The organism is Allobosea sp. AAP35 (assembly GCF_001295925.1).
Classification (GTDB): domain Bacteria; phylum Pseudomonadota; class Alphaproteobacteria; order Rhizobiales; family Beijerinckiaceae; genus Allobosea.
Genome location: NZ_LJHQ01000028.1, coordinates 1 through 26,080 on the forward strand (window position 1 = coordinate 1; position 26,080 = coordinate 26,080).

Below are 26,080 nucleotides of genomic sequence, written 5' to 3' on the forward strand. Positions count from 1 at the left end.
CCCCACCCTAGCCCTCCCCACCGCAAGCGGGGGGAGGGAAGCGCACCACCGCCTGCGGCACATCATAGGCCTGGAACTCCTCCCAGAGCTTCTCGACATCGGCGCGAAACAGCCCCCGCGTCAGGCCCGAGACCAGCCTCGGCACGGCCGTCGTCATCGCGTTGATCGACGAGCCCGAGGCGCCGAAGCTCATCGTCGAGGCGATGCTGAACAGGTGGATGTCGGAGATCCAGGATGTGGCGCCGGGCACGCGCTCGCACAGCGCATAGTCGTCGCCGAGATAAGGGAAGCGCCCGAGCCGGTCGTCGCGCTCGACCTCGGGCGGCGTATAGCGATCGGCCCAGGAGGCGATGTTGCTTGCAAAACGCGACAGCTCCGGCCGCGCCGACAGATCGATCTCGATGCCCGAGGCGCAGATCACGAAGTCGACGGCAACCGAGCCTGCGGGCGTCGCCAGCTCGACGCCACCGGGCCCATCGACGGCGCTCTGCACGGGTGCTCCCAAATGCAGGCGAAAAGCCTCGTGGACAGAGCATCGGTCATAGGTCGCCTGCGGAAAGCCCTCGCGCAGCCCCATCACCGCGCTCATGAAGCGCCAGCGCCAGGCATCGTCGAGATCGCCGAGATGGCGCAGGAAGCCGCGAAAGGTCAGCCAGCGATAGGGCTGCACCACCTGGATCTCGGCCCGCCGGCAGAGCAGGTGCACCGCGGCGGCCCCGGCCTCGAGCGCGGTCGCGGCATTGTCGAAGGCGGACGCCCCCGCGCCGATCACCGCGACGCGCTTGCCCGCCAAAGCGGCGAAGTCGATGTCCTCAGCACAATGCGCGCGGCGGCAGGCTGGCAGCGCCGCGATCGGCGCGGGCAGGCTCCAGTCGCCCATGCTCTCCTGCCCGGTCGCAAGCACGATCTTGCGCGCATGGAGCACCGTTTCCGCACCGCCACTGCGCACCGTCGCGGCCAGAAGCCCGTCAACCGGCGCGATATCGACGACCTCGGCCTCATTGCGGACCGGGATGCCGGTGACATGCCGAAACCAGTCGAGGTAATCCGCCCAATGGCCCTTGGGGATCAGCGCGAGTTCATCCCAGCTCTCGCTGCCGAACTTCGCCTCGTGCCAGGACTGGTAGGTCAGGCTGGGGATGTCGAGATCGGGCCCCGTGAAGTCCTTGGGGCTGCGCAGCGTGTGCATCCGCGCATAGGAGCGCCATGGTCCCTCCCGCCCGGCGGGCGCCTTGTCCAGCACCAGGATGTTGTCGACGCGCGAGCGCAGGAGCCCGAAGGCCGTGGCCAGGCCGGACTGGCCGCCGCCGACGATGATGACGTCATGGGCGCGCGTGCCGTCCGGCGCCATGACCGGCTTCAGCCAGGGCGCGCGCGGATGGGCGGTGCGGGCAAGATCGGCCGCGACCCGGCTTTCGAGAACGGAGAGGCCATCATGTTTCATGCGCGCCTCGATGCAGCCTTCATGCCGGACAACGTTGCGCCGTTCGACCAGCCTGTCGAGCGGGTCAGGCCGCCAGCCAGCCGCCATCGACCACGAGCGTCGTGCCCGTGCTGAAGGATGAGGCATCGCTGGCGAGATAGAGGGCGCCCTGCGCCACCTCCTCGGCCTGGCCGAAACGCTTCATCGCATGCCGGTCGCGCGAGGCCGCGCGGATCGGCTCCGGATCGGCATGGCGGGCGAAGCTCCGGCGCAACATCGGCGTGTCGATGGCGCCGGGCGCGATCGCGTTCACGCGGATGCCGTCTTCTGCATAATCCAGCGCCATGGTCCGCGTCAGGCTGAGGATGGCACCCTTGGCGGCGATATAGGCGCTGTTGCCCCGGCCGCCAGCAAGCGCGAGCTGCGAGGCGAAGGTGACGATCGCACCGCCGCCGCGGGCCTGCATCAAGGGGATCGCTGCGCGGGCGAACAGGAAGGTGCCGCCGACATTGGCCCGGAACACCGCGTCCCAATCCGCAGGCGCCGTCGTCGTCACCGTGCCGCCGCAGGAGAAGCCGGCCGCCGTGACCAGCACGTCGAGCCCGCCGAAGCGCGCGGCGCAGGCGGCCACCGCCGCGTCGGCGAAGCCCGCCTCGCCGACATCGCCGCACTGCACGATCGCCGCCCCGCCGGCGTCCACGATCAGTCCTTTCGTCTCGGCAAGGCCGGCCTCGTCGCGGTCGATCAGCGCCAGTTGCGCACCTTCGGTCGCAAACAGCCTTGCGATCGCCTGGCCAATGCCGGAGCCCGCGCCCGTGACCAGTGCCGTCTTCCCGGCGAGCTTCATCGTCCCGTCTCCATGGTCCGTCCGTGGGTGTGCCACCAGCCGGCGAGCCGGTCGGCCGTCTCCAGATCCTCCGTTTTCGCGGCCCAGCCGAGATCGTGCGCGATCCGTGCCACCGTCAGCGGCGCGCGGTCGGAGGGCCCATGGAAATCGATCGTCGCCACCTCGCCGGGTTCGGCCAGGCGGCAGATGAAGCCGGGGAAGGACGTCGCCAGCCGCTGGCCCCAGGCGAGCAGCGTGAACCGGCGCCCGGTCGAGACATTGTAGACACCATGTGCCAGCGCCGGAGCGCCCGCCACGGCCAGCACCGCATCGGCGACGTCGGGCGCATAGACCCAGTCGCGCAGACCTGGTCGCGGCAGGATCGCCGCTTCCCCCGCTACTGCCGCCGCCAGGATCTGGCAGTGCGGCGAGAGCGTGTCGCGCACGCCGGTCGCGCGCTCCCAGGGTCCAAAAACGCCGCTCAGCCGCAGGCTGACGATGTCGAGCCCCCAGAGATCGCCGAGCCGGGCGCCGACGCGCTCGCTCGCCCATTTGGTGATAGCGTAGAGCCCGACGGGATCGCCCGGCGTCTCCTCGTTCAGTTCGGCAAGCCGGTCGCCGGCCGCGCCATAGGCGGCCGCCGAGCTGAGATTGATCACCCGGCGAACGCCCGCGACGCGGGCGGCGGCAAGGATCGGAACCTGCGCCAGCAGATTGACCTCGAGGATGCGTTGCGGATCGCTGGCGTCGCGGGCGCGGCCGGCCGTGATCGCCGCACCCAGCACCACGAGATCGACGCCGAAACGCACGGCTTGGCCCACCGCAGCCTCGTCCGTCACATCCTCGACCATCGTCTCGAACCGGCCCGGCAGACGCGCGAATGCATCCGCCGCAGGCTGCGGCACGGGCGCGCGGTCGAAGCCGACGACGTCATGCCCCGCACGCAGCATTGCCTCGGCAATGTTGAGCCCGACAAAGCCGGAGCCGCCAAAAACAACGATCTTCATGACGCAATTCGCAAGATAGGCCCCTCGTCCAGCTGGCAAAGCAGGCAGAGCTAAGAGCGTCCCGCGACATTCGGCAAGCCCGCGCCATGCGGGGCCACCCGCGATTTCGACACGGCTGCGCGGATTGCACCGCGCCCGTCCTTGGGCTAGGCGTCGCCGCATCATCCCCCGGGTCGGTTGCGCTTTTCGCCTCGCGCCTTGCCCGCAAGGCGCCGCTGCGACGAGGTCGAGCGCAGCCCGGTCCACCAATGTCGAAGGGAGCCTGTGATGGCCCGCAAGAAATCGAAGCCGCTCGAGGCTGAGTTCGTGATGTTCGACGTCGTCTATGTCGACGGTTCGCGCCGTTCCAACCGCAGGGTGCCGACCGAGTTGCTCGGCGGGTTGGACGGCGACGAGCCGGCGCGCGACGCCATCATGGAACAGGACCGGATCATCGCCGAGAAATCAGGCATGCCGCCGCTCGAGATCGAAAGCCTCGCGCGCTCCGGCAAGCCGGTCGAGAAACCCGCGCGCAAGGCCGGATGACGGGCATCCAGCTGACGATCCTTTTGCAACCTCACGCCAGAGACCGGCTGTGCCGATCACGCCGGGTGACGCTGCTTTTGCAGCAACTTCGCATCGCGATTTAACCCTGGCGCGGCTGTTCTACTTGACCTCCCCTAGCTCCTGCACTTTAGTCCGTGGCAGCCGATGGGAGGCTGCAAAAAGGAACAAGACATGCGTACCATTTTGATTGTCGGAGCTTTGGCGGCGGTGCTCGCCGGCTGCCAGACCGCGCAGGAATCACTTGCCGATGCTGAGATCACCTGCGAGTCGCAGGGTTTCCGTCCGGGCACCCGTGCGTATCAGCAGTGCCGCTCCGCCAACTATGTGGAGAACCGTCGCGCCTCCAGCGAAACCGCCAGCGCGGTCACGGCGGGTGTCGCGGCCGGTGTCATCGGCGGCGCGATCGCGGCTTCGGCCAATCGTGGTTATTACGGACGTGGCTATTATCGCCGGGGCTACTACGGCGGCGGCTGGTGGTGAACCCTCGCGCCGCAGGCTGAAGCCGGCGGGACCTGATCAACAAAGCCCTGCCGCAGCGATGCGGCAGGGCTTTGTTCGTTCGTTGGAAGGCAACCGGTGCGGCGACCGCACCGGTTGGTAAGCCCTCAACGCTTGGTGGTACGACGGCGTGCCGGTGGCGCGTCGTTCGTCGTCGCCGAAGCGATCAGCGATCCGATGAAGTACACGGCAATGCCAACGCCCAGCAGGGCTGCGACAGGCTCGCGTTCGGCCCGCTTGGCAATCATGCGACCGCCGTAATCAGCATAGTCACGGGCTTGGCTGGCATAGTCGCGAGCATGGTCACGAGCCGACGAGCTATTGCTGCGCAACCATTTTTCACCGCTCTTGAGCGCGCTTTCGCCGGTGTCGACCGCCTCGCTGCGATAGCTGTCGAACAGCCCGCGCAGCCGGCCAAAATCGGGCTCGTAGCGCTCCAGCCGTGCCCTGGGGGACGTGTCGCGCAGCATGGCCCAAGCAATCAGGCCGACGCTGAGAGCGCCCAGGCCGAATGCGGCCAGCGGATGGCGCTCAACGGCATCACGAACGGCTTCGCCGCCTTCGCGGGCGAGTTCCATCGGATCGGTCTCGGTGATCGCATCCTTGGCGCGGTAATAGCCATCGCGGACGGTCTCGGTCGCCTTGTCGGCGAGGTCGGATGCCTTGGCACGCACCGTGCCGACAGTGCTCTCGATGTCGTCGCGCGCCTCGTCCATATCCTTCGGCACGTCGGGCGGGAAGCTGTTCATGGTGGCCATCGCGATATCTCCATTGTCGAACGCGGTCTTTGAGAAGGCACACCGCCGGCTGGCCCTGTGCAGGCGCCATGCGGAAGCTCGTGGCCAAGCAACGGCTCACCCGCGCCAGAGTTCCAACTCAAAGCCGAGAAAGCCGCCATGGGCATGGCTATCCGTTGCCGCGCGCGTCACGGAAACAGGCCAGCCACCGTTGCGCCATCTTCGGTCATCACGGGGCCTCGATTGCGTGTGACCTCTTGCTTCGTGCCCATCGAACGCCAGGAGCGGCCCATGGATCAGATACTCGTGAATCAGAAGCCGGACACGCAGCACCTCCTCATCCGGCACTCTTGCGTGATGTCGGATCCCGAATGGATCGCCCTCGAAAGCATCGAGGAGCAGACGAGCCATTTCGTCTTCGACGTCTCCATGCTCCAGATTCTTAAGGTCCGCGGCCTCGTCGAGCCGGCGGGCGGGCGGTGGCGCATCACCGACAAGGGCCAGCACCGTCTCCAGACGCGCGGTTGCTGATCCCGGTTTGGCCTGTTCCAGCGCCGCGCGCGCTCGCCGTCTGGAAAAGCCGCTCCCGCATCACCATTGTGAACCGCTCCGCAGTTTTGCCCATGCAGGGAGCATCATGGCCAAGCCCGTCAGCATCACCGTTTCCCATGATCTCGGCCGCGAGGGCGCCGTGGCACGTCTGCGCGAGGGGATCGACCGCATCCGCGACCGGCTCGGCCTCGTCAAGATGCAGCTCGTCGAGGAACGGTGGGAGGGCGATACGCTGCATTTCGGCGTTGCCGCGCTGGGCTACACGGTCAGAGGCCGGCTCGATGTCGAGCAGGCCTTGGTGCGCGTCGAGATGATGCTGCCCTGGGTGCTGGCCGTCTTCGCCGAGAAGCTCAAGATCGGCGTCCAGAAACAGGGCCAGATCCTGCTGGAGAAGCCCAGGGCCTGAGGCGGCAAGCCCGAGGCGGGCGGCGAGGCGGCTGACGGCCCGCGGTTGAATTCGCGCGCGGCAGACGGCATGGTCCACGGCTCGACCTTTCGCCTTTCGCCGCGCATCCGTCCGGGAGAACCATGCATCACGGCCCGCTGATCGCCATCCTCGTCGCGGGCCTCGGGCTTGCATTCGTGTTCGGGGCGCTCGCCCACAAACTGCGGATCTCGCCGCTGGTCGGCTATCTCGTCGCGGGTATCGCCGTCGGTCCCTTCACGCCGGGCTTCGTCGCCGACCAGAACCTCGCCAACGAGCTCGCCGAGATCGGCGTCATCCTGCTGATGTTTGGCGTCGGCCTTCATTTTTCCCTCAAGGACCTGCTCTCGGTCAGGGCGATCGCGGTGCCTGGCGCGCTGGTCCAGATCGCTGTCGCGACCCTGCTCGGCATGGGGCTGGGCTATCTGATGGGCTGGACCTGGGTGGCGGGCCTCGTCTTCGGGCTGGCGCTGTCGGTCGCGAGCACGGTCGTGCTGCTGCGCTCCCTGCAGGAGCGCCGCCTCGTCCAGACCGAGAAGGGCAAGATCGCGGTCGGCTGGCTGATCGTCGAGGATCTCGCCATGGTGCTGGCGCTGGTGATGATCCCCGCCGTCGCCGACGCCCTCAATGGCGCCCGTCCCGGCGTTGCGGCGCCCTGGTCGAGCCAGTTCGATCTCGGCTTGTGGGGCGTGCTCGGCTTCACCTTGATGAAGGTCGTCGCCTTCATCGCCTTCATGCTCGTCGTCGGGCGGCGCGTCATTCCCTGGATCCTGCATTGGGTCGCCCATACCGGCTCGCGCGAACTCTTCCGGCTCGCCGTGCTGGCGGTGGCGCTGGGCGTCGCCTTCATCGCGGCGGCCCTGTTTGGCGTCTCTTTCGCGCTCGGCGCCTTCTTCGCCGGGATGATCCTGAGCGAATCGCCGCTGAGCCAGCGCGCGGCGGAGGAATCCCTGCCGCTGCGCGATGCCTTCGCGGTGCTGTTCTTCGTCTCTGTCGGCATGCTGTTCGACCCCGCGATCCTGCTGCGCGCGCCGGGGCCCCTGCTGGCGACATTGGCGATCATCCTCGTTGGCAAGTCGCTCGCCGCCTGGCTGATCATGCGCGCCTATGGCAAGTCGAACGGCGTCGCGCTGACGATCTCGGCCTCGCTCGCGCAGATCGGCGAGTTCTCTTTCATCCTGGCGGGGCTCGGCGTCTCGCTGGCGATCCTCCCCGCCCAGGCCCGCGACCTGATCCTGGCCGGCGCGATCCTCTCGATCCTGCTCAACCCGGTGCTCTTTGCCCTGGTCGACCGTTTCGCGGTGGAATCCCCCTCGGCCAAGCAGAAGCCAAGGCCCGGCCTGGTCGAGCCGGAACCCGCGCCGCCGCCGCCAATGCCGCCCGATGTCGATATCGTCCCCACCACCCTGTCCGGGCACATGGTCGTCGTCGGCTATGGCCGCGTCGGCACACTGCTTGGCGCGGGCCTGCTCGCTCGCGGGGAAAAGCTGCTGGTGATCGAGGAACAGCCCGAAGCCGTTGCGGCCGCCAGGCGCGACGGCGCCGAACTGCTGATCGGCAACGCGGCCGATCCGGCCGTGCTTGCCGCATCGGGCCTGGCGCGGGCCAGACGCCTTTTCGTCGCCATTCCTCAGAGCTTCGAGGCCGGCCAGGTTTGCGAGCAGGCGCAGCGCGACAACCCTGCCCTGCCGATCGTCGCGCGCGCCCATTCCGACGCCGAGGTCGCGCATCTCACCAGATGCGGCGCGACGCTGACGATCATGGGCGAGGCCGAGATCGCCCGCGCCATGCTGGCGCTGTGTCAGGCGCCGGACGGGCCGCAGCCGGAGAGTGAGCCGCAGCCGACCTGACGCCGGTCATCCAGGCTCGGAACCCAAAACCGTCATCCCGGGCTAGCCCCGCGATCCATCATAGGACGCGACGGTGCCCCATGATGGATTCAGGAGCTCCGCTTCGCTGCGTCCGGGATGACGGTTGTGTTTCACGAGCGAACCACGTCACACCATCTCGAACTTGATGTCCTGCGCACCTTCCCAGAGCGTCTTGCGGCCGAGCGTGTAGAGGTTCTCCAGCCCCGAGGTCAGCGTGATGAAGTGGTTGCCGGCGAGCTGGCCCATCTTGCTGGCGAAATGCACGCCGCCATAGGCGAGCAGGATCTCGGTTTCGCTGATGCCGCCGGGATAGAGGATGATCTGACCCGGCGCCGGATAGCTGGTGTGGTTCTCGTAGCCAACGCCGAAATCGAGCTCGCCGAGCGGCATCCAGACACCCTCGCCGCTCCAGCGCACATGCACGATCTTGCTGGTGAACGGCATGTGCCGAAGGAAGGCGGCACAGGTCTTGGGCGCGTTTTCCAGTTCCAGTTTGGCCTCGAAGGTGAAGGGGCCGGCGGTGACGATAAGCTGGGACATGCAGGAGCGCCTTTCGATGGATTTCCAAACCGCGCCCGAACGCCCTCGCGAGGCCCGTTCCGATGCCGCGATAAATAAGATCATTTGTGAAATGATCTTATTTGGATTAGCCTAGCACAAGGAGGCGCGCCATGGCGACGATGACGATTTCCTTGCCCGACCCGATGAAGGAATGGATCGAGGCGCAGATCAAGCAAGGTGAATATGCCAGCACGAGCGACTATGTCCGCGATCTGGTCCGGCGCGATCGCGAGCGGCGCTCTCATCCTGAACTGACCCTGGCCGATCTGCAGCGCATCGTGGCGGAATCGCGCGCCAGCGGGATCAGTGACAAGACGCTGCCGGAGATCCTGGCACAGGCCAAACACGCTGCGGAGGTCAAGGCCGGCCGCAATGGCTGATTTCGCTCTGACGAAGCGAGCCGAAGCCGATCTCTATGACCTCGCGCTGTTTGGTTACGAGCGGTTTGGCGAAGCGCAGGCAGAGGCTTACCTCGCCGAACTCGACCATGTTTTTAAGCTCTTGGCCGGCCAGCCTCGCATGGGCCGCCAAGCGGAGACGATCGCGCCCGGTGTCCGGCGGCACGACCATGGCTCGCACGTCATCCTCTATGAAGAGGCACCGTCGGGTGTCCGCATTCTGGCCATCGTCCATGCAAGCAGCGTAAGACGGCTGTCGCTTTAGGCCGCCCAACCGGCGCTACGAGAACGCCGCCTTCAGGTCGAGCGTGCCGACCTTGCCGATCGCCTCGTAATTGCGCTTCAGCCAGCGCCTGGCCGCCGCGCGGCCGATATCGCGCAGGCGCAGCAGGAAATCCCAGTCTGCGTTGAGCCGCGAGGAGGAGGTCATCTCCGCCAGCGGCGGGCCGCCATCGATCCGGTGCATCAGCACGCGCTTGTACTCGTTCTTGTCGAGCTTGCCGCCATCGACCAGCCGGTTGACGAAGTCGATCGCGCGCAGTTCGCGCAGCAGCGAGGCGTTGAAGGTGATCTCGTTCAGCCGGTCCTGGATGTCGCGCGCCTTGGTCGGCAGGTCCTTGCGCAGCAGCGGATTGATCTGGACGAGCAGGATATCGTCGCCCGCCGCCTCGTAGAACAGCGGGAACAGCGCCGGATTGCCCATATAGCCGCCGTCCCAATAGGCCTCCTTGCCGATCTCGACCGCCTGGAACAGCATCGGCAGGCAGGCCGAGGCCATCAGATGGTCGGCGGTCAGTTCCGGGCCGTTGAACAGCTTGATCTTGCCGGAGCGCACATTGGTCGCGGCGATAAACAGCTTCACCTGCGTGCAGGCGCGGACCTTGTCGAAATCGATCAGGTCGGCGATCACCCCGCGCAGCGGGTTGATGTTGAGCGGGTTGATGTCGTAGGGGCTCGCCACCTTCGAGAACATCTCGAACCAGATCATGCCCGGCGGCACGCCATTGGACCCGCCCCAGGCGCCGAGCATCGTGTCGATGAGCGAGCGCTCCGAGCCGCCATATTTGCCGTCGACGCTGATTGCTCGCCAGAACGCCTCGAGCTTGTCGCGGGCGCCGTCAATGCCGCCATCAATCCAGCCTTCGGCCAGCACCACCGCGTTCATTGCGCCCGCGCTGGTGCCCGACAGGGCCTCGATGGCAAGCCGCCCATCCTCGAGGATGGCGTCGAGCACGCCCCAGGTGAAGGCGCCATGCGCGCCCCCGCCCTGCAAGGCCAGCGAGATCGACTTCTGCGCCTTCGGGCCGGCGAGCCCGAGGACCGGAGAAGCCGCCTTCTTGCGCCCGGTCACGCCGCGGTCCAGCCGCCATCCATCGGCAGGATGGTACCGGTGATGGACTTCGCGGCGTCAGTGCAGAGGAAAACGGCGAGCGCCGCGACCTGCTCGACCGTGACGAACTCCTTGGTCGGCTGGGCGGTCAGCAGCACGTCGTTGATGACCTGCTCCTTGGTCAGCCCGCGTGCCTTCATCGTGTCGGGGATCTGCTTTTCGACCAGCGGCGTCCAGACATAGCCCGGCGCGATGGCGTTCACCGTAATGCCCTTGGTGGCGACTTCGAGCGCCACCGTCTTGGTCAACCCGGCAATTCCGTGCTTGGCGGCGACATAGGCCGATTTGAACGGCGAGGCGACGAAGGCATGCGCGGAGGCCGTGTTGATGATCCGGCCCCAGCCCTTCTCCTTCATCTTCGGCAGCGCGGCGCGCGTCGTGTGGAAGGCCGAGGACAGGTTGATCGCGATGATCTGGTCCCATTTCTCGATCGGGAACTCGTCGACCGGGGCGACATGCTGGATGCCGGCATTGTTGACCAGGATGTCGACCGCCCCGAACGCGGCCTCCCCCTGGGCGATGAAGCCGGCGATCTCGTCGGGCTTGGTCATGTCGGCTGAGGAGAACAGAACCGTCACCCCGAACTCGGCAGCGAGATCAGCCCGGAGCTTCTCCGCCTCATCCGGCGGCAGGATGCCGTTGATCACAAGATGGGCGCCTTCCCTGGCCAGCGCCCTTGCATAGGCGAGCCCGATGCCCGAGGTGGAACCCGTGATGGCGGCAGCGCGGTCTTTGAGAAACATTGGCGTCAAGGCTCCTGACAATCGCTTGGAAAATGCTTAGGTTCGGGCGCAGCCAGGCAATGGCGCCATGATAGACAGCCATCACAGCAGCCTGAACAGGACACACCCGCACGTTGCCCGATGACCCATTGCAACGCAACATGACGCCCATGCAGCCGCCGCACGCTCATAGCCATGCCGACCATGATCACTCCGCTCATGGCGAGGCCGGCTGCCGCCATGCACATGACCACCGTGTCCATGCCGCCGAGGCACTGGCCCGGGCGGAGCGCATCTGCGCCGAGCGCGGGCTGCGGCTGACGCCGATCCGCGCCAAGGCGCTGGAGGCGCTGCATGCCGACCATCGCCCGGTCGGCGCCTATGATCTCGCCGACCGGATCTCGCCCGCGGGCGGGCGCCGCATCGCGCCGATCTCGATCTACCGCGCACTGGATTTCCTGGTCGAGCAGGGCTTCGTCCACCGGCTCTCCTCGCGCAACGCCTATGTCGCCTGCCTTCACGGCCATGGCGCGGACGAGGTCGTGGCCTTTCTGATCTGCGAGGCCTGTGGCGGCGTCGACGAGGATTCCTCGCCCGCGATGAAGAAGGCGGTGGCCGCCATCGCGCAGTCGCGGCAGTTCGTGCCTTCGCACCAGGTTGTCGAGATCGTCGGCCGTTGCGAGCATTGCCGGGCTGCGCAGACATGACCGGATTCGACACGAGGGGGCACAGCCGATGAACGAGCGGGCCTTTCCGGCGCTGACGGCGGAGCATTCCGGCCCGCTGGCGCGCCATCTTACCGTGCCTGTCATGGTCGGCAATGTGATGGTCGGTGGCGGCGCGCCGATCGTCGTCCAGTCGATGACCAACACCGACACCGCCGATATCGACGGAACCGTCGCCCAGGTCGCGGCCCTTGCCCGGCAGGGCTCGGAACTCGTCCGCATCACGGTGGACCGCGACGAGGCCGCCGCCGCCGTGCCGAAGATTCGCGAGCGGCTCGACCGGATCGGCATCGACGTGCCGCTGATCGGCGATTTCCACTATATCGGCCACAAGCTTCTGGCTGACCACCCGGCCTGCGCGGAAGCCCTGGCGAAATACCGCATCAACCCCGGCAATGTCGGCTTCAAGGACAAGAAGGACCGCCAGTTCGGGCAAATCGTCGAACTCGCGATCCGCCACGGCAAGACGGTGCGGATCGGCGCCAACTGGGGCTCGCTCGACCAGGAACTGCTGACCGCGCTGATGGACGAGAACGCCCTTCAGCCCCGCCCGCTCGACGCCCGCGCCATCATGCGCGAGGCGATGGTGCAGTCGGCCCTGCATTCGGCGGTCCGTGCCGAGGAGATCGGGCTGGGCCGCGACAGGATCATTCTCTCGGCCAAGGTCTCGGGCGTGCAGGATCTGATCACCGTCTACCGCATGCTGGCGCGCCGCTCGAACTACGCCATCCATCTGGGCCTCACCGAGGCTGGCATGGGCTCCAAGGGCATCGTCGCCTCCTCGGCTGCGCTCGGCGTGCTGCTGCAGGAGGGCATCGGCGACACGATCCGCTTCTCGCTGACGCCCGAGCCCGGCGGCGACCGCACGCTCGAGGTCAAGGCAGCTCAAGAGCTGCTCCAGACCATGGGCTTCCGCGCCTTCCTGCCCCAGGTCGCCGCCTGTCCCGGCTGCGGCCGCACCACCTCGACCGTCTTCCAGCAACTGGCCCTCGACATCCAGGACTGGATCGCAGCCTCGATGCCTGCCTGGAAGACGCGCTACCCTGGCGTCGAAAGCCTGAACGTCGCGGTGATGGGCTGCATCGTCAACGGACCCGGCGAGTCCAAGCATGCCGATATCGGCATCTCGCTGCCCGGCACCGGCGAGGAGCCAACCGCACCGGTCTTCGTCGACGGCAAGAAGGTCAAGACCTTGCGAGGGCCCGGCATCGCCACCGAATTCAAGGCGATGGTCGATGATTATGTGGCGCGACGCTACGGCGGGCGCAGCGATGCGGCCGAGTGAAACTGTCCATTCGCGCGACGTGACCTTGTCCTGAAAGCATGACAGTGCCTTTGCGCGCTCCCGGCAGTGTGCTAGAGGCCCCGGCCTTCCGCTGCTCTGCAGCGCGCGCGGAGAACCCCTATGGGGCATGACCAGACGAATCCCCCGACCCATGGCGCGGAGGATTCCCGTTTCGGCCTGGACGACGGACATCCCAGCCCCGCCAAGCACAGTCACGGCAGTTACGCCGCGCTGGCGCTGGGCGCGCTCGGCGTCGTCTATGGCGATATCGGCACCAGCCCGCTCTACGCGCTACGCGAAACCGTGCTGGCCGCCACCGGCGCCGCCGCAGGCGGGCATGGCGGGGCGATCGACATCGCCCTGACAACGCCGGTCCCGCGCGAGGTCATTATCGGCGTTTTGTCGCTGATCCTGTGGTCGCTCGTCATCGTCGTCACCCTGAAATATGTCGTGCTGCTGCTGTCGGCCGACAACAATGGCGAGGGTGGTACGCTGACGCTCGTCGCCCTGGCGCAGCGTGCGCTCGGGCGCATGCGTGGCGGCGTCGTGCTTTTCCTCGGCATGGCGGGCGCGGCGCTGTTTTACGGCGACGCGGTGATCACGCCCGCGATCTCGGTTCTGTCGGCGGTGGAGGGCATCAAGCTCGTCACACCGGCCTTGAACGACTATGTCGTGATGATAGCCTCGGGCATTCTGATCGCGCTCTTCCTGGTTCAGAGCCGCGGCACCGCCAAGGTCGCCAATTTCTTCGGACCGATCATGATGGTCTGGTTCCTCACCCTGGCGGGCCTGGGCATCTATCATATCGCCGACGATGTCGGCGTCTTCGCCTCGATCAACCCCTATTGGGGCGCGCGCTTCTTCTTCGACCATCCGGGCGTGTCACTGGCCGTCCTTGGCTCGGTTTGTCTGGCCGTCACGGGCGCCGAGGCGCTCTATGCCGATATGGGCCATTTCGGTCGCGGCCCGATCCGCAGCGCCTGGATCTGGATGGTGTTTCCGGCGCTGTGGCTGAACTATCTCGGCCAGGGCGCGCTGATCCTGTCGGACCCCACCGCGATCGACAACCCGTTCTACAAGCTCGCGCCCAAGGGCTTCATCCTGCCTCTCGTGGTCATGGCGACGATCGCGACGATCATCGCCAGCCAGGCCGTGATCACCGGCGCCTTCTCGCTGACCCGGCAGGCGATCCAGCTCGGGCTGCTGCCGCGCCTTGAAATCCGCCACACCTCGGAGACCACCTCGGGACAGATCTTCATCCCGCGCATCAACATCATGCTGCTGATCGTGGTCCTGCTGCTGGTCTGGACCTTCCGGTCCTCGTCCAACCTGTCGCACGCCTATGGCATCTCGGTCTTCGGCGCGATGGTGGTCGATTCGCTGCTGGCTTTCATCGTGATCTGGAAGGGCTGGCGCTGGTCGCTGCTGGCGACGCTGGCCGTCGTCACGCCGTTCCTGATCATCGACGTCGCCTTCTTCGCGGCCAACATGCTCAAGCTGTTCAGCGGCGGCTATGTCCCGGTCTTGCTCGCAGTCGTCCTCGTCGTCTTGATGTGGACCTGGGTGCGCGGCACCAAGATCCTGTTCGACAAGACCCGCAAGACCGATGTCCCGCTGCTCGAGCTCGTCGGCATGCTCTCCAAGAGCCCGCCCTACCGGGTCAAGGGCATGGCGGTGTTCCTCACCAGCGACCCCGAGACGGCCCCCGCCTCGCTGCTGCACAACCTCAAGCACAACAAGGTCCTGCACGAGCGCAATGTCGTCTTGACCGTGCGCTCGGCCGATACGCCCCGCATCGCCGAGGAGGAGCGCGTCCGCCTCTCGCGCATCACGGACGATTTCTGGCGGGTCGATCTGGTCTATGGCTACATGGAGAGCCCCAACGTCCCCAAGGGGCTGGCGATCCTGCGCAAGCAGGGCTTCAAGTTCGACATCATGTCGACCTCGTTCTTCCTGTCGCGCCGCTCGATCAAGGCTTCGCCGCAATCGGGCATGCCAGCCTGGCAGGACAGCTTCTACATCTCGCTGACCAAGAGCGCGACCGACGCCACGAGCTTCTTCCAGATCCCCACCGGCCGGGTGGTCGAGGTTGGGACGCAGGTCACGGTCTGAGGCTCATCCGTCATTGCGAGCGCAGCGAAGCAATCCGGAGCCACCGCACGACATCTCCTGGATTGCTTCGCTGCGCTCGCAATGGCGCAGGAGCGGGCAGGTCTCAATCGATCCGCGCCGCCGCCTGGGGTATCTTCCGTACCCGCTCGCGATAAAGCAGGTACAGGCCCGACGCGATCACGATGCCAGCGCCGACAAACGTCCAGCGATCGGGAAACTGGCCGAAGACGAACCAGCCGAGCAGAATCATCCAGACGATCTGCGAATAGATGAAGGGCGCCAGAACGGTGGCCGGCGCGAGCCGATGGGCCAGGATCAGCAGCCAATGCCCGAAACCGCCCAGGAGCCCGGTGCCGAGCATGATCGCCCAGACCAAGGGGGACTGCGGCGTCGTCCAGAAGAACGGGATCAACGGCAGCATGCCGATCGTGCCGGCGACGCCCGAATAGACCATCGTCGTCTCGGGCGGGTCGAAAGCCGCCAGCTGCCGCGTCGCCAGCGCATAGAAGCTGTAGCAGATGCAGCCGAAGACGCTGAGAATGGCCGCCGGATGCATCCCGCCGAAGCCCGGCCGGGTGATCACCAGCACCCCCAGAAATCCGACCGCGATCGCCGCCAGCCGCCGCGGGCCTGGCCACTCGCCCAGCAGCGGGCCGGCGACCAGCGCCACCAGGAGCGGACCCGCGAACATGATCGAGACCGTCTCGGCGAGCTGGAGATATTTGATCGCGATGAAATTCAGGATCGTCGATCCCAGCAGCAGCAGCGAGCGCACGCCCTGCAGCACCGGGCGCTTCGTGCGCAGCACGCCCGGATGGCTCCAGGGGTTGAGCAGCATCAGCACCAGCACCATGCTGCCGGCATAGCGCGCAAACACGGCCTGCACCGGGTCCATATGGTCCGACAGCCATTTCGCGCTGGCATCGAGCAGGGCGAAGAACAGCACAGCGCCACAAATCAGCCCGATCGCGATCAGACGGGAGCGGCGGGTTTCCGGGAGATGGGATGAGGCGGCGGCCAAGGCGGCTCCCGTCATGCGCGGGGAGAATGACGCTGGCAGAATTAAACGATTTTCCGCCCCTGACCAGCGGTTGAGCGCATGAGGTCCATGCGCCCGTCAGGGCATGAATTTGATGATTTCGTCTGGAAGCACTGCGTCATCCCGGACAAGCCGCCCTCGGGTCCGGCCTTTGGCCGGCCCAAGGCTCAGGCTCGGCGGCGCAGCCGAGATCCATCATAGAGCTCGGAGGCCGGCATCAGGCGTCGCTGTCGATCTCGTCGCCATCGCCATCGGCATCGTCGACCTCGACACCGGCCTTCGACAGACCCTTGGCGGCCTTGCGCAGCAGCCGGCGAAGCTGCTTGCGCTCCTTGCCGTCGAGCTTGTCGAGCAGCTCTTCCTCGACCTGGTTCCAGACCGCATCGAGCGCCAGCGCGGTCTTCTGGCCTGTCTCGGTCAGCGCAACCTGCACCAGCCGCCCGTCGCGGCCACCACCCTCGCGCGTCACCAGCCCCTGCAGCGACAGCCGCCCGATGGTCTTGGAGACGGTCGGCGGCTTGACGCGCAGCAGCGTCGCAAGCTCGCCCATCGTCATCGGCGCCGGCTGCAGCGCCTTCAGCGCCTGCTCCTGGCCGGGAAACAGACCCAGTGCGTTCAGTCGCTCGCCCATCCGTGCACGATGCAGCCGTGCCGTCACGAGCAGGGCCCGGCCGACGCTCTTTTCGAGTGCCTTGGTCATCTCGCGCGGTCCTCGGCTCGTCTCGGGCTCGATCGTGGTCTTGGGCAATGTCTTGTTCTGGGTCAGGTCGGAAACTCGGTCCACAGCTCGATCCTTATGCGGATCAGGAAGTTTTTTCGCCGGCTGCCTGTTCGCCTGCCGAGATAACAGCATGATGACGGTTCCGCGCGCAACCGTCACAGGTGGCGCATCTTTTCCCCGATCAACGCGAGGAAGGCGGCCCGGCTGTCAGGCGTCGCCCGGTTCATGTCGTAATGCGCGTGATAGCGCGGCCGCGCCGTGGGGTGGCAGACCGCCCGCAGCACCCGGCAGACAGCCTTGCGCGGCGGATCGCCCATCAGCAGCGCCCGCCAGCGCGAACCGCCATAGGTCGTCACCGCCGCCAGCCTGCGAATGTTCCAGAGATTGGGCCGCACCTTGCCATCGACCAGCTTGAACGAGATTCCGGGCAGGAAGACGCGGTCGAAGAAGCCCTTGAGAATCGCCGGATAGCCGAAATTCCAGACCGGGAAGCACAAAACCAGCGCCTCGGCCGCCTGCAAGCGCGCGACATAAGAAGCGACTGGGAGCGTGTTGCTGTCGAGATCATGATAGCCGAGGCGCTCCGCCCGGCTCAGCACGGCGTCGAAACCTTCCGCATAGAGGTCGCAATCATCGACCTCGTGCCCCGCTGCCGCCAGCCCCTCGATCACCGCGGCATGCAGCGCCGCGCCATAGCTCTCCGGGTTGGGATGGGCATAGAGGACCAGCACCCGCATCCTTAGCCGACCCCGGCTTCCGAGAGGCTGCGGAACAGGAAGGTGCCGCCCGCGCGGTAGTCATAGGACGGGTCCTCCCAGGCGATCATCTTGCCGGGATTGAGCAACCCCTGCGGGTCCGCCTCGCGCTTGAAGGCAAGCTGCGCCTCGTCGGTCTGCTTCATGCCGCCCTCCTCCAGCGTGTAGCGATGCGGGTTGAAGATCGGTGCGCCCATCTCCTCATGGATCGCCATGATCTCCTCCAGCCGTTCCTCCGTGGTGAAGCGCACCAAAGGCAGCCCGAAACAGGTGACCTTGCCGTCGAAGCGTACGAATTCGAGATGGCAGAGCACCTCGTCGCCGAAACGCGCATGGATGCGGTCGACCAGATCGACCTGGTTGGGGAAGGGATAGAGCACCTGCAGATAGGTGATCGCCGGATCGACCCGCAGCGCCCGCAATGTGGTGTGGTTCCAGCCGAGTTCGTAAGCCGGCGGCAGGCCCTTGGCCTCCTCGGGCGACAGCCTGTCGGAGCGCATCAGCAGCTCCGAGCCCCTGAAGCGGCGCGCATAGGCCAGCAGCGACTCGACGGCGAAATCGGCGACCATGACGATGACGAGATGGCTGTCGCGCGGCAGGAACTTGCGGTGGCGCAAGAAATAGTCGTGCGGTGCGGGAGCGGCGACGACGCAGAGGTTCTTCAAGGCGAGCCCATCCTGCTCGCCGAGGCTGTTGGCGAACTCCGTCGCAGCGCGCAGGCTGGAAAAGCCGAGGATCGCATCGACCCACTCATAAGCCGGCGCCAGCGGCATCTCGACCTGGGTGATGATGCCGTTGGTGCCATAGGCATGCGCGACCTTGTGCAGATCCTCGCCCTGGAGCTCGAGAATGCGCGGTGTCGCCTCCATCGTCGCGACCTTGAGCGAGATGATGTTGCCCCAGTCGCGCAGGCCGCCCCATTTGATCGAGCCGACGCCGCCGGAGCCGCCGGCGATGAAGCCACCGATCGAGGCCGTTTGATAGGTGGAGGGGTGCAGCCGCAGCTCCTGCCGCGAAGCGCTGCGCGTCTGCTCGTCGATCCGCGCCATGATCGCGCCGGGCTGCGCGACATAGCGGCCGGGCGCGATGTCGAGCACCTGGTCGAAGCCTGAAAGATCGAGCAGCACCCCGCCCGAGAGCGGCATCGCCTGGCCGTAATTGCCGGTGCCGGTACCGCGCGGCGTCACGGGGATGCCGAGCGCATGGCAGGCGGCGAGCACCTCGAGCACCTGCGCCTCGCTCACCGGCGAAACCACGAGATCGGCCGTGACATGGTCGAGCTGGCGCTTCAGCACCGGCGAGTACCAGAAGAAGTCGCGGCTCTTCTGCTTCACCAGCGCGGGATTGTCCTCGCTGCGGATGGAGCCGAGACGGGTCTTGAGAGCTGCGATGTCGTAGCGGGTGGTCATGGCTGCCGTGTTCCCGACGCTGGGCCCGCTCGCTCAGTAACCTCCACCGTCATCCTGGCGCGAGCGAAGCGGAGCGCCGGGATCCATCGGAGGGCACTGTCGAGCTTTATGATGGATCCCGGGACGGCCTTCGGCCGCCCAGGATGACGTCGGGGCTGAAACGACGCGGAGCGCATCACGACCGCCCACCCATCAGATGATCCAGCTCGCGATGGTCCGGCAGGGTCGTGTCGATCGCGCGGCCGGCGACCAGCACCGTGCGGTCCGCCTGCGGGCGGGCGAAGAACTCGGTCCAGTCCCGCGCGCGGGTCAGGATCAGGTCGGCCGGGCCGCCGGGCGACAGCACACCCTTCCCGTCCAGCCCCATGATGGAAGCAGGCGTCCGCGCCACCGCATCCGCCCAGTCGCCGCCGGCATGATCGAGCTGGAGAATACGCGTGCCCTCGCGCAGCACCTCGATCAGGTCGAGATCGCCATAGGCATAGAACGGGTCGCGGGTGTTGTCGGACGCGATCATCACGGGCACACCCGCCGCCTTCAGCTCATGCAGCGCCGTGACGCCGCGCCAGCGCGGGGTGCGGCCTGGCTGGCGATCCTGCAGGTACATGTTGCACATCGGCAGCGAGACCACGGCGATGCCGGCCTCCCGCACCTTGGCGACGATGCGGGCCTCGACGTCGGGCGCCTGCAGCGCCAGCGAGCAGCAATGCCCCGCCAGAATCCTGCCGGTAAACCGATGCCGGATCGCGGCATCGGCGATGTGTTCCAGCGAGCGCGCGGCCGGGTCGTTGGTCTCGTCCACATGGAAATCGAGATCGAAGCCGTTCTCGATCGCGGTGCGGAAGATGACATCCAGCGCCGCGTCGAGTTCGGGGATCATGTAGCTGACGCAGCCGAACAACCCGTCGCCATGCGCCCTCACCGCCGCGACCACGTCGCGCATATGGTTCTCATCCAGTGCGAACTGGATGCCGAAGAGCGGCGAGCCCTGGATCGCAATGCGCCCCGCCCACTCCGCCCGCAGATCAGCAAGCACCGGCCAGGTGATCCCGATCTGCTTGCCGAGCGAATCGATATGGGTGCGCAACGCTGCCGTGCCATGCGCGAAGGCGCAGCGCAGACCGAAATCCATCCGCGCCCGCACATCCACAATTGACCAGTTCGCCTCGCGATCGGCCATCACGCTGTTGAGCGCGCCCATGAAGCTGCCATCGGGATTGGGCCGGCGCGGCCAGATATGGCCCTTGTCGAGATGGACATGGGCGTCGACCAGGCGCGGCAGCACGATGCCGCCGTCGAGATCGACGACGGGCCCGTCGGCAACGCTCTCGGTTCCCGCGGGCAGGATCGAGCCGATGCGCCCCTCCTCGACCGCGATGTCGACCAAGGTCAGCCCATCGCGGTCGGCGGCGAGCCCGCCGGCCTCGACGAGGCAGAGCGGCGCGCGCGCACCGGTTAGGCGATAGACGGACATCTCAGGCAGCACGGCATAACCGGTCTTCACGGGCTCGAACTCTCCATCGGCGTCGCCATGCATGATCGATACCGGCGCGCTTGACGGCGGGCAAGCCGGCGCCGCATGACGGCGGCTCCAAGCCGATGGAGAATGTCCCATGCCGCAGGCCACATTGATCGATGGCAAGGCCATCGCCGCCACCCTGCGCGCGCAGATCGCCACGGAGGTCGCCGGCATCAAGGCGGCGAGCGGCAAGGTGCCCGGCCTGCATGTGGTCCTCGTCGGCGACGATCCGGCCAGCCGCGTCTATGTCGCATCAAAAGAGAAGCTCGCCGTCGAGGTCGGCATGAACTCGGTCGCCCACCGCCTGCCGGCCGACACAAGCCAGGAGAGCCTGCTCGCCAAGCTCGCGGAACTCAACGCCGACGACGCGGTCGACGGCATCCTTGTGCAGCTTCCCTTGCCGAAGCATCTCGACACCGCCGCCGTGATCGACGCGATCGACCCCGCCAAGGATGTCGACGGGCTGCACCCGCTCAATGCCGGCCGCCTCGCCGGCGGCAAGGTCGACCCCGAGCATCTGCTCGTGCCCTGCACGCCGCTGGGCTCGATGCTGCTGCTGCGCCACGTCCGGCCTTCGCTCGCGGGGCTGGAGGCGGTGGTGATCGGCCGCTCGGAACTCGTCGGCCGCCCCGTCGCGCAATTGCTGCTGCAGGCGGACTGCACGGTCACCATCGCGCATTCGCGCACGAAGGATCTGCCCGCCGTGGTGCGCCGCGCCGACATCGTCGTCGCCGCCGTCGGCCGCCCCGGCTTCGTCAGAGGCGAGTGGATCAAGCCCGGCGCCACCGTCATCGATGTCGGCATCAACCGCCTGCCCGACGGCAAGCTCACCGGCGACGTCGCCTTCGCGGAAGCGGTGGAGGTCGCCAGCGCTATTACCCCGGTCCCCGGCGGCGTCGGCCCTATGACGATCGCCTGCCTGCTGCGCAACACGCTGACGGCGTTCAAGGCGAGACGAGACTGATCTGCAGTCCGGGCACTTGCCAACATACCGATCTTATGCAGGTTTATCGAAAATCGATAAACCTGCATAAGATCGCGATAGATGGACCCGCGCACCAATCCATATGCTCCTGGCGCTGGCACACCGCCACCGGAACTGGCAGGCCGCGACAAGCTGATCGAGGATGCGGCGATCGCGCTCGACCGCATTCGAGCAGGCCGTGCGAGCCGCAGCCTCATTCTCTACGGGCTGCGCGGCGTCGGGAAGACTGTCCTTCTCAATCGTATCCGCATCGATGCGGAGGCGCGCGGAATCGAGGGTGTCCAGATCGAGGCTCCGGAGGGGCGTTCGCTACCGGCAGCGCTTGCGCCGGCCATCAGAGCCACGCTCTTACGCTTAAGCCACGTTGAAGCGACCAAAGCCGCGATAGGGCGTGCGCTTTCAGGCCTCGCCGGGTTTGTCGGGGCCATGAAGCTAAAATACGGGGATATCGAGATCGGCATCGATGTCGAGCCGGAAAGAGGCTTGGCAGACAGTGGCGACCTCGACAGCGATCTCACAGCGCTGCTGCGCACGATTGGAGAGGCCGCGCGTGCCGCCAATACGGCAGTCGTACTCTATATCGATGAACTACAATATGTTCCCGAAGAGCAGTTGGCGTCCCTTATCATGGCCTTGCATGCGGCAAGTCAGATGCAGTTGCCCGTCACGATGATGGCGGCTGGCCTGCCCCAGCTCGTCGGCCAGACCGGTCGCGCAAAGTCTTACGCCGAACGGCTTTTCACCTTCGTCCACGTAGACAGGCTGGACGTCGCAGCGGCAACAAAGGCGCTGTGCATCCCGGCGGACAAGGAGGGCGTTTCATTCGAACCCGCTGCGGTCGGTGCGATCATCGACCAGACGCTAGGCTATCCCTATTTCCTTCAGGAATGGGGTAAGCACAGCTGGGACGTGGCCGACGCCTCACCGATCGATACGGAGGATGCAAAGCAAGCCACGATCAACGCACTCGCGGAACTCGACGCGAGTTTCTTCCGCGTGCGCTTCGATCGACTGACCCCTTCCGAAAAGCTCTACGTGAGAGCTATGGCCGAACTCGGCCCCGGTCCGCATCGATCAGGCGACATCGCGGAGCAGCTGGGTCGCAAGGTTACCGCCGTTGCACCGCTGCGGAACAGCTTGATCGCAAAAGGCATGATCTATGCGCCGTCGCACGGCGATACGGCTTTCACCGTACCGCTGTTCGACGGCTTCATGAAGAGGATCATGCCGCAGGCGGGCTGAAGCACTCCGTGTAAAAAAACGCCCCCTCACATATGGATCTGGCGCTTCTCCACGGCCATCGCCGCTTCCTTGACCGCTTCCGACAGCGTCGGATGGGCGTGGCAGGTGCGGGCGAGGTCTTCCGACGAGCCGCCGAACTCCATCAGCACCGCCACTTCGGCGATCAGGTCGCCGGCATGGGGGCCAATGATGTGGCAGCCGAGCACGCGATCGGTCTGCGCATCCGCCAGAACCTTGACGAAGCCGTCGGTGTGCCGGATCGCCCGGGCGCGGCCATTGGCGGTGAAGGGGAACTTGCCGACCTTATAGGCGACGCCCGCCGCCTTGAGTTCTTCCTCGGACTTGCCGATCGCGGCAACCTCGGGAGCCGTGTAGACGATGCTGGGAATCGCGTCGTAATTCACATGGCCATGCTTGCCGGCGATGATCTCGGCCACCGCGACGCCTTCATCCTCGGCCTTGTGAGCGAGCATCGGCCCCCGCACCACATCGCCGATCGCGTAGATGCCGGCGACGTTGGTCTTGAAATGGTCGTCGATGACGACGCGGCCGCGCTCCATGGCGACGCCCGCACCATCCAGACCCAGCCCGTCGGTGTTCGGCCGGCGGCCGATCGCGACCAGCACGATGTCAGCGCTCAGCGTCTTGGCCTCGCCGCCCGCGGCGGGCTCGATGGTCAGGGTCGCGCCGCCCGTCTCCGCCGTTTCCACCTGGGTCACCTTGGAACCCAGGACGAATTCGAAGCCCTGCTTCTGCAGGATGCGGCTAAACTGCTTGGCGATCTCCTCGTCCAGGCCCGGCAGGATCCGGTCGAGATATTCGACGACGGTGACCTTGGCGCCGAGCCGGCTCCAGACCGAGCCGATCTCGAGCCCGATCACGCCAGCACCGACGACGACGAGCTCTTTCGGCACGGCGGTCAGTTCGAGCGCGCCGGTCGAGGTCACCACCGTCTTCTCGTCGATGGTGACGCCCGGCAGGCCGGCGGCCTCCGAACCGGTGGCGATGACGATGCTCTTCGTCTCGAGCTCCTGGGTCTTGCCGTCCTCGGCCGTGACCACGACCTTGCCGGCGCCGGGAATGCTGGCCGTGCCGGTGAAGGCCTCGACCTTGTTCTTCTTTAAAAGGAAGGCGACGCCGTTGACGTTGGCATCCACCGTCTCCTGCTTGTGGACCATCATCTGCTTGAGATCGAGTTCGGGCTTCGCCGTGACGATGCCCAGCGCCGGGAAGGTATGGCCGGCCTCCTCGAACATCTCGGAGGCATGCAGCAGTGCCTTGGAGGGGATGCAGCCGACATTCAGGCAGGTGCCGCCGAAGGTCTTGCGCTTCTCGACCACGGCGACCTTGAGGCCGAGCTGGGCCGCCCGGATGGCAGCGACATAGCCGCCGGGGCCGGTTCCGATGATGACGAGATCGTAGGACATGGGTTCTCTTTGGATTGGCGATTATTCGGCGGCGGAACGGCCGGCAGCGTAATGAGCGGCAAGCTGCTCGACCATGGCGGTCTCAATGGTGATGCGGGCCGCGTCGGAGCAGAAATCGATCTCGTGACCGATCTCGTCGAGGTTCCAGCCGAAGGAACGCCCATCGAAATCCACCGCGACGGTTTCAAAAAAGGCGCGATCCTGGAAAGGCGCGGACGACGCCGCCGGCCCGATCGAGCCCGTCAGATCGTACTCGCCCGACAACCCGTCGTCGAAGGTGACCCGGACGACCGGGTAGCGCACCGCTTCGACGTCCTTGATCCGGTACTTCATGTGATCTGGCCTCCGCTGTAGCGGCCTTCCCTGATCTCGACCCAGATATAGGCGACCTGTTCGCGATGTGAAGTCAGCCAGGCCTTGACTGCTTTGGCCTTGGCCGGCGGCAACGACCCGTTGAGTGTGTCGCCGGTCGCGATGGAAATCTGCGCCTCATGCCCCGCGAACATCGCGTGGAGATGAGGCGGCAGATGATCCTTGAGATGGATCACGATCCGAACGCCGTCGATGATCGCGATCGTCGGCATTCGGACGAAAGACCCGCCTCAGAGATCCAGCACCAGCCGCGCCGGGTCCTCCAGCGCCTCCTTGATGCGGACGAGGAAGGTCACGGCCTCCTTGCCGTCGATGATGCGGTGATCATAGGAGACCGCGAGATACATCATCGGCCGCACCACGATCTGGCCGCCGACGACCATCGGGCGCTCCTGGATCTTGTGCATGCCCAGGATCGCCGATTGCGGCGCGTTCAGGATCGGCGTCGACATCAGCGAGCCATAGACGCCGCCATTCGAGATGGTGAAGGTGCCGCCCTGCATGTCCTCGATCTTGAGGGCGCCCTCGCGGGCCTTCTTGCCGAGCGCGCCGATCGCCTTCTCGATGCCGGCGATGGAGAGCTGGTCAGCATCGCGCACCACCGGCACCACCAGGCCCTTGTCGGTGCCGACGGCAACCGCGACATGGTAGTAGTTCTTGTAGACGATGTCGGTGCCGTCGATCTCGGCGTTGACGGAGGGGATCTCCTTCAGCGCCTGCACGCAGGCCTTCACGAAGAAGCCCATGAAGCCGAGCTTCACGCCGTGCTTCTTCTCGAACACATCCTTGTACTGGTTGCGCAGGCTCATCACGGCCGACATGTCCACCTCGTTGAAGGTGGTCAGCATCGCGGCCGTGGCCTGGGCTTCTTTCAGGCGGCGCGCGATGGTCTGGCGCAGCTTGGTCATCTTGACGCGCTCTTCGCGCGAGGCGTCGTCGGGGGCCGACGGCGCGCGCATCTGGACAGGCGCGGCGGGCGTCGAGGATGCCACGGCCGGGCCGGTCGCGATCGCGGCCAGCATATCGCCCTTGGTGACGCGGCCATCCTTGCCGGATGCATTAACCTTCGCGGGATCGACGCCGCTCTCGGCGGCCAGCCGGCCGACCGCCGGGCCGGAATCGGCGGCCTTGGTCGCGGGCTTGATTTCGGTATCGCCGGCGACTTCGGCAGCCTTGGTCTCGGCGGCAGCGGTCGTCGTTTCGCCGGCCTTGCCCGAGGCCTGAGCCACGGCCGTATCGGCCTTCTTATCGTCAGCCTTGGGCGCCGGCGCAGCTGCCTTCCCTTCGCCGGCCGAGATCATGCCCAGAAGCGCGCTGACGCCGACGGTATCGCCTTCCTTGGCGACGATCTCGCCAAGCACGCCGGCGGCCGGCGCGTTGACCTCGAGCGTCACCTTGTCGGTCTCGAGCTCGACCAGAGGCTCGTCGGCCTTCACAGCGTCTCCCGGCTTCTTGAACCACTTGCCGATGGTCGCCTCGGAGACGGATTCGCCGAGGGTGGGTACGCGGATTTCGGTCGCCATGTCAGGCCTCT

At 66.4% G+C, this 26,080-nt stretch carries 28 protein-coding genes; 12 read left to right on the top strand and 16 right to left on the bottom strand.

Translation table 11 applies throughout. The features are described 5' to 3' along the window. Positions 1-7: 7 nt before the first annotated feature. From IP69_RS11015 to IP69_RS11025, 3 genes are all read right to left on the bottom strand, one after another. Positions 8-1,444 (bottom strand): NAD(P)/FAD-dependent oxidoreductase, encoded by a 1,437-nt coding sequence (locus tag IP69_RS11015; protein ID WP_054142923.1) that lies wholly within the window; start codon positions 1,442-1,444, stop codon positions 8-10. A gap of 64 nt (positions 1,445-1,508) precedes the next feature. Next, positions 1,509-2,270 carry an SDR family oxidoreductase gene (locus tag IP69_RS11020; RefSeq protein ID WP_054142876.1) on the bottom strand — a complete coding sequence of 254 codons (762 nt, stop codon included), beginning with the start codon at positions 2,268-2,270 and terminating at the stop codon, positions 1,509-1,511. Beyond that, positions 2,267-3,256: an NAD(P)-dependent oxidoreductase gene (locus IP69_RS11025; RefSeq protein WP_054142877.1), complete on the bottom strand. Its 990-nt coding sequence runs from the start codon at positions 3,254-3,256 to the stop codon at positions 2,267-2,269. The genes IP69_RS11020 and IP69_RS11025 overlap by 4 nt, the downstream gene beginning before the upstream one ends. 267 nt (positions 3,257-3,523) lie before the next feature. On the opposite strand from IP69_RS11025, the gene IP69_RS11030 reads away from it, so the two are divergent. Both IP69_RS11030 and IP69_RS11035 read left to right on the top strand, forming a co-directional pair. Continuing rightward, the gene (locus tag IP69_RS11030) at positions 3,524-3,781 is read left to right on the top strand and encodes a hypothetical protein (RefSeq protein ID WP_054142878.1); all 258 of its coding nucleotides are present in this window, start codon (positions 3,524-3,526) and stop codon (positions 3,779-3,781) included. A gap of 192 nt (positions 3,782-3,973) precedes the next feature. After that, positions 3,974-4,282 (top strand): hypothetical protein, encoded by a 309-nt coding sequence (locus tag IP69_RS11035; RefSeq protein ID WP_054142879.1) that lies wholly within the window; start codon positions 3,974-3,976, stop codon positions 4,280-4,282. Positions 4,283-4,407: 125 nt separating this feature from the next. Here the strand turns inward: IP69_RS11035 and IP69_RS11040 are convergent, their stop codons facing one another. Then, a complete protein-coding gene (locus tag IP69_RS11040) occupies positions 4,408-5,058 on the bottom strand; it encodes a hypothetical protein (protein ID WP_054142880.1) in 651 nt (216 codons plus the stop codon). 270 nt (positions 5,059-5,328) lie between these two features. Here IP69_RS11040 and IP69_RS11045 point away from each other — a divergent pair, with 270 nt between their 5' ends. From IP69_RS11045 to ybaL, 3 genes are all read left to right on the top strand, one after another. After that, a complete protein-coding gene (locus tag IP69_RS11045) occupies positions 5,329-5,568 on the top strand; it encodes a hypothetical protein (RefSeq protein WP_054142881.1) in 240 nt (79 codons plus the stop codon). A 106-nt stretch (positions 5,569-5,674) separates the two neighbouring features. After that, positions 5,675-5,995 (top strand): polyhydroxyalkanoic acid system family protein, encoded by a 321-nt coding sequence (locus IP69_RS11050; RefSeq protein ID WP_054142882.1) that lies wholly within the window; start codon positions 5,675-5,677, stop codon positions 5,993-5,995. Between the two features lie 122 nt (positions 5,996-6,117). Beyond that, positions 6,118-7,863 (top strand): YbaL family putative K(+) efflux transporter, encoded by a 1,746-nt coding sequence (gene ybaL, locus IP69_RS11055; RefSeq protein ID WP_054142883.1) that lies wholly within the window; start codon positions 6,118-6,120, stop codon positions 7,861-7,863. A gap of 147 nt (positions 7,864-8,010) precedes the next feature. Here the strand turns inward: ybaL and IP69_RS11060 are convergent, their stop codons facing one another. After that, positions 8,011-8,424, bottom strand: a complete 414-nt coding sequence (locus IP69_RS11060; protein WP_054142884.1) for a DUF3830 family protein — start codon at positions 8,422-8,424, stop codon at positions 8,011-8,013. A gap of 131 nt (positions 8,425-8,555) precedes the next feature. Between IP69_RS11060 and IP69_RS11065 the strand changes: the two genes are divergently transcribed. Beyond that, the gene (locus tag IP69_RS11065; protein ID WP_054142885.1) at positions 8,556-8,825 is read left to right on the top strand and encodes a type II toxin-antitoxin system ParD family antitoxin; all 270 of its coding nucleotides are present in this window, start codon (positions 8,556-8,558) and stop codon (positions 8,823-8,825) included. Next, positions 8,818-9,108: a type II toxin-antitoxin system RelE/ParE family toxin gene (locus tag IP69_RS11070; RefSeq protein ID WP_054142886.1), complete on the top strand. Its 291-nt coding sequence runs from the start codon at positions 8,818-8,820 to the stop codon at positions 9,106-9,108. Before IP69_RS11065 ends, IP69_RS11070 begins: the two co-directional genes overlap by 8 nt. Before the next feature lie 15 nt (positions 9,109-9,123). Here IP69_RS11070 and IP69_RS11075 read toward each other — a convergent pair whose 3' ends face one another. Together IP69_RS11075 and IP69_RS11080 are read right to left on the bottom strand one after the other, a co-directional pair. Further along, positions 9,124-10,194, bottom strand: coding sequence for a patatin-like phospholipase family protein (locus IP69_RS11075; protein WP_054142887.1), 1,071 nt, complete (start codon positions 10,192-10,194; stop codon positions 9,124-9,126). Continuing rightward, the gene (locus IP69_RS11080; RefSeq protein ID WP_054142888.1) at positions 10,191-10,976 is read right to left on the bottom strand and encodes a 3-hydroxybutyrate dehydrogenase; all 786 of its coding nucleotides are present in this window, start codon (positions 10,974-10,976) and stop codon (positions 10,191-10,193) included. Before IP69_RS11080 ends, IP69_RS11075 begins: the two co-directional genes overlap by 4 nt. Positions 10,977-11,125: 149 nt before the next feature. Here IP69_RS11080 and IP69_RS11085 point away from each other — a divergent pair, with 149 nt between their 5' ends. From IP69_RS11085 to IP69_RS11095, 3 genes are all read left to right on the top strand, one after another. Further along, a complete protein-coding gene (locus tag IP69_RS11085) occupies positions 11,126-11,662 on the top strand; it encodes a Fur family transcriptional regulator (RefSeq protein WP_082359225.1) in 537 nt (178 codons plus the stop codon). Between the two features lie 28 nt (positions 11,663-11,690). After that, entirely contained in the window at positions 11,691-12,965 is a 1,275-nt protein-coding gene (gene ispG, locus IP69_RS11090; protein WP_054142889.1) for a flavodoxin-dependent (E)-4-hydroxy-3-methylbut-2-enyl-diphosphate synthase, read from the top strand. 120 nt (positions 12,966-13,085) lie between these two features. Further along, complete coding sequence (locus IP69_RS11095; protein WP_082359226.1) at positions 13,086-15,077, top strand: potassium transporter Kup; 1,992 nt, start codon at positions 13,086-13,088, stop codon at positions 15,075-15,077. A gap of 103 nt (positions 15,078-15,180) precedes the next feature. Here the strand turns inward: IP69_RS11095 and IP69_RS11100 are convergent, their stop codons facing one another. From IP69_RS11100 to IP69_RS11120, 5 genes are all read right to left on the bottom strand, one after another. After that, complete coding sequence (locus tag IP69_RS11100; RefSeq protein ID WP_248306798.1) at positions 15,181-16,098, bottom strand: DMT family transporter; 918 nt, start codon at positions 16,096-16,098, stop codon at positions 15,181-15,183. A 235-nt stretch (positions 16,099-16,333) separates the two neighbouring features. Then, entirely contained in the window at positions 16,334-16,900 is a 567-nt protein-coding gene (locus IP69_RS11105; RefSeq protein ID WP_248306799.1) for a MarR family winged helix-turn-helix transcriptional regulator, read from the bottom strand. A gap of 92 nt (positions 16,901-16,992) precedes the next feature. Continuing rightward, positions 16,993-17,574: an NAD(P)H-dependent oxidoreductase gene (locus IP69_RS11110; protein WP_054142891.1), complete on the bottom strand. Its 582-nt coding sequence runs from the start codon at positions 17,572-17,574 to the stop codon at positions 16,993-16,995. Between the two features lie 2 nt (positions 17,575-17,576). After that, complete coding sequence (locus IP69_RS11115; protein WP_054142892.1) at positions 17,577-19,001, bottom strand: FAD-binding oxidoreductase; 1,425 nt, start codon at positions 18,999-19,001, stop codon at positions 17,577-17,579. Positions 19,002-19,176: 175 nt separating this feature from the next. Then, on the bottom strand, positions 19,177-20,538 hold the full coding sequence (locus IP69_RS11120) for a cytosine deaminase (RefSeq protein ID WP_248306800.1): 1,362 nt from the start codon (positions 20,536-20,538) through the stop codon (positions 19,177-19,179). 76 nt (positions 20,539-20,614) lie between these two features. On the opposite strand from IP69_RS11120, the gene folD reads away from it, so the two are divergent. Both folD and IP69_RS11130 read left to right on the top strand, forming a co-directional pair. Continuing rightward, positions 20,615-21,484 carry a bifunctional methylenetetrahydrofolate dehydrogenase/methenyltetrahydrofolate cyclohydrolase FolD gene (gene folD / locus IP69_RS11125; protein ID WP_054142893.1) on the top strand — a complete coding sequence of 290 codons (870 nt, stop codon included), beginning with the start codon at positions 20,615-20,617 and terminating at the stop codon, positions 21,482-21,484. Positions 21,485-21,565: 81 nt separating this feature from the next. Further along, positions 21,566-22,747 carry an ATP-binding protein gene (locus IP69_RS11130; RefSeq protein WP_054142894.1) on the top strand — a complete coding sequence of 394 codons (1,182 nt, stop codon included), beginning with the start codon at positions 21,566-21,568 and terminating at the stop codon, positions 22,745-22,747. Between the two features lie 26 nt (positions 22,748-22,773). On the opposite strand, the gene lpdA is transcribed toward IP69_RS11130, so the two are convergent. Genes lpdA through odhB form a run of 4 tightly spaced genes read right to left on the bottom strand, consistent with a single transcriptional unit; the run spans position 22,774 to position 26,069 of the window. Next, positions 22,774-24,174 (bottom strand): dihydrolipoyl dehydrogenase, encoded by a 1,401-nt coding sequence (gene lpdA / locus IP69_RS11135; protein ID WP_054142895.1) that lies wholly within the window; start codon positions 24,172-24,174, stop codon positions 22,774-22,776. Between the two features lie 21 nt (positions 24,175-24,195). Continuing rightward, positions 24,196-24,507, bottom strand: a complete 312-nt coding sequence (locus IP69_RS11140; RefSeq protein ID WP_054142896.1) for a DUF2442 domain-containing protein — start codon at positions 24,505-24,507, stop codon at positions 24,196-24,198. Then, positions 24,504-24,758, bottom strand: coding sequence for a DUF4160 domain-containing protein (locus IP69_RS11145; RefSeq protein WP_054142897.1), 255 nt, complete (start codon positions 24,756-24,758; stop codon positions 24,504-24,506). The genes IP69_RS11140 and IP69_RS11145 overlap by 4 nt, the downstream gene beginning before the upstream one ends. Positions 24,759-24,776: 18 nt before the next feature. Next, positions 24,777-26,069 (bottom strand): 2-oxoglutarate dehydrogenase complex dihydrolipoyllysine-residue succinyltransferase, encoded by a 1,293-nt coding sequence (gene odhB, locus IP69_RS11150; RefSeq protein ID WP_054142898.1) that lies wholly within the window; start codon positions 26,067-26,069, stop codon positions 24,777-24,779. Positions 26,070-26,080: the final 11 nt, after the last annotated feature.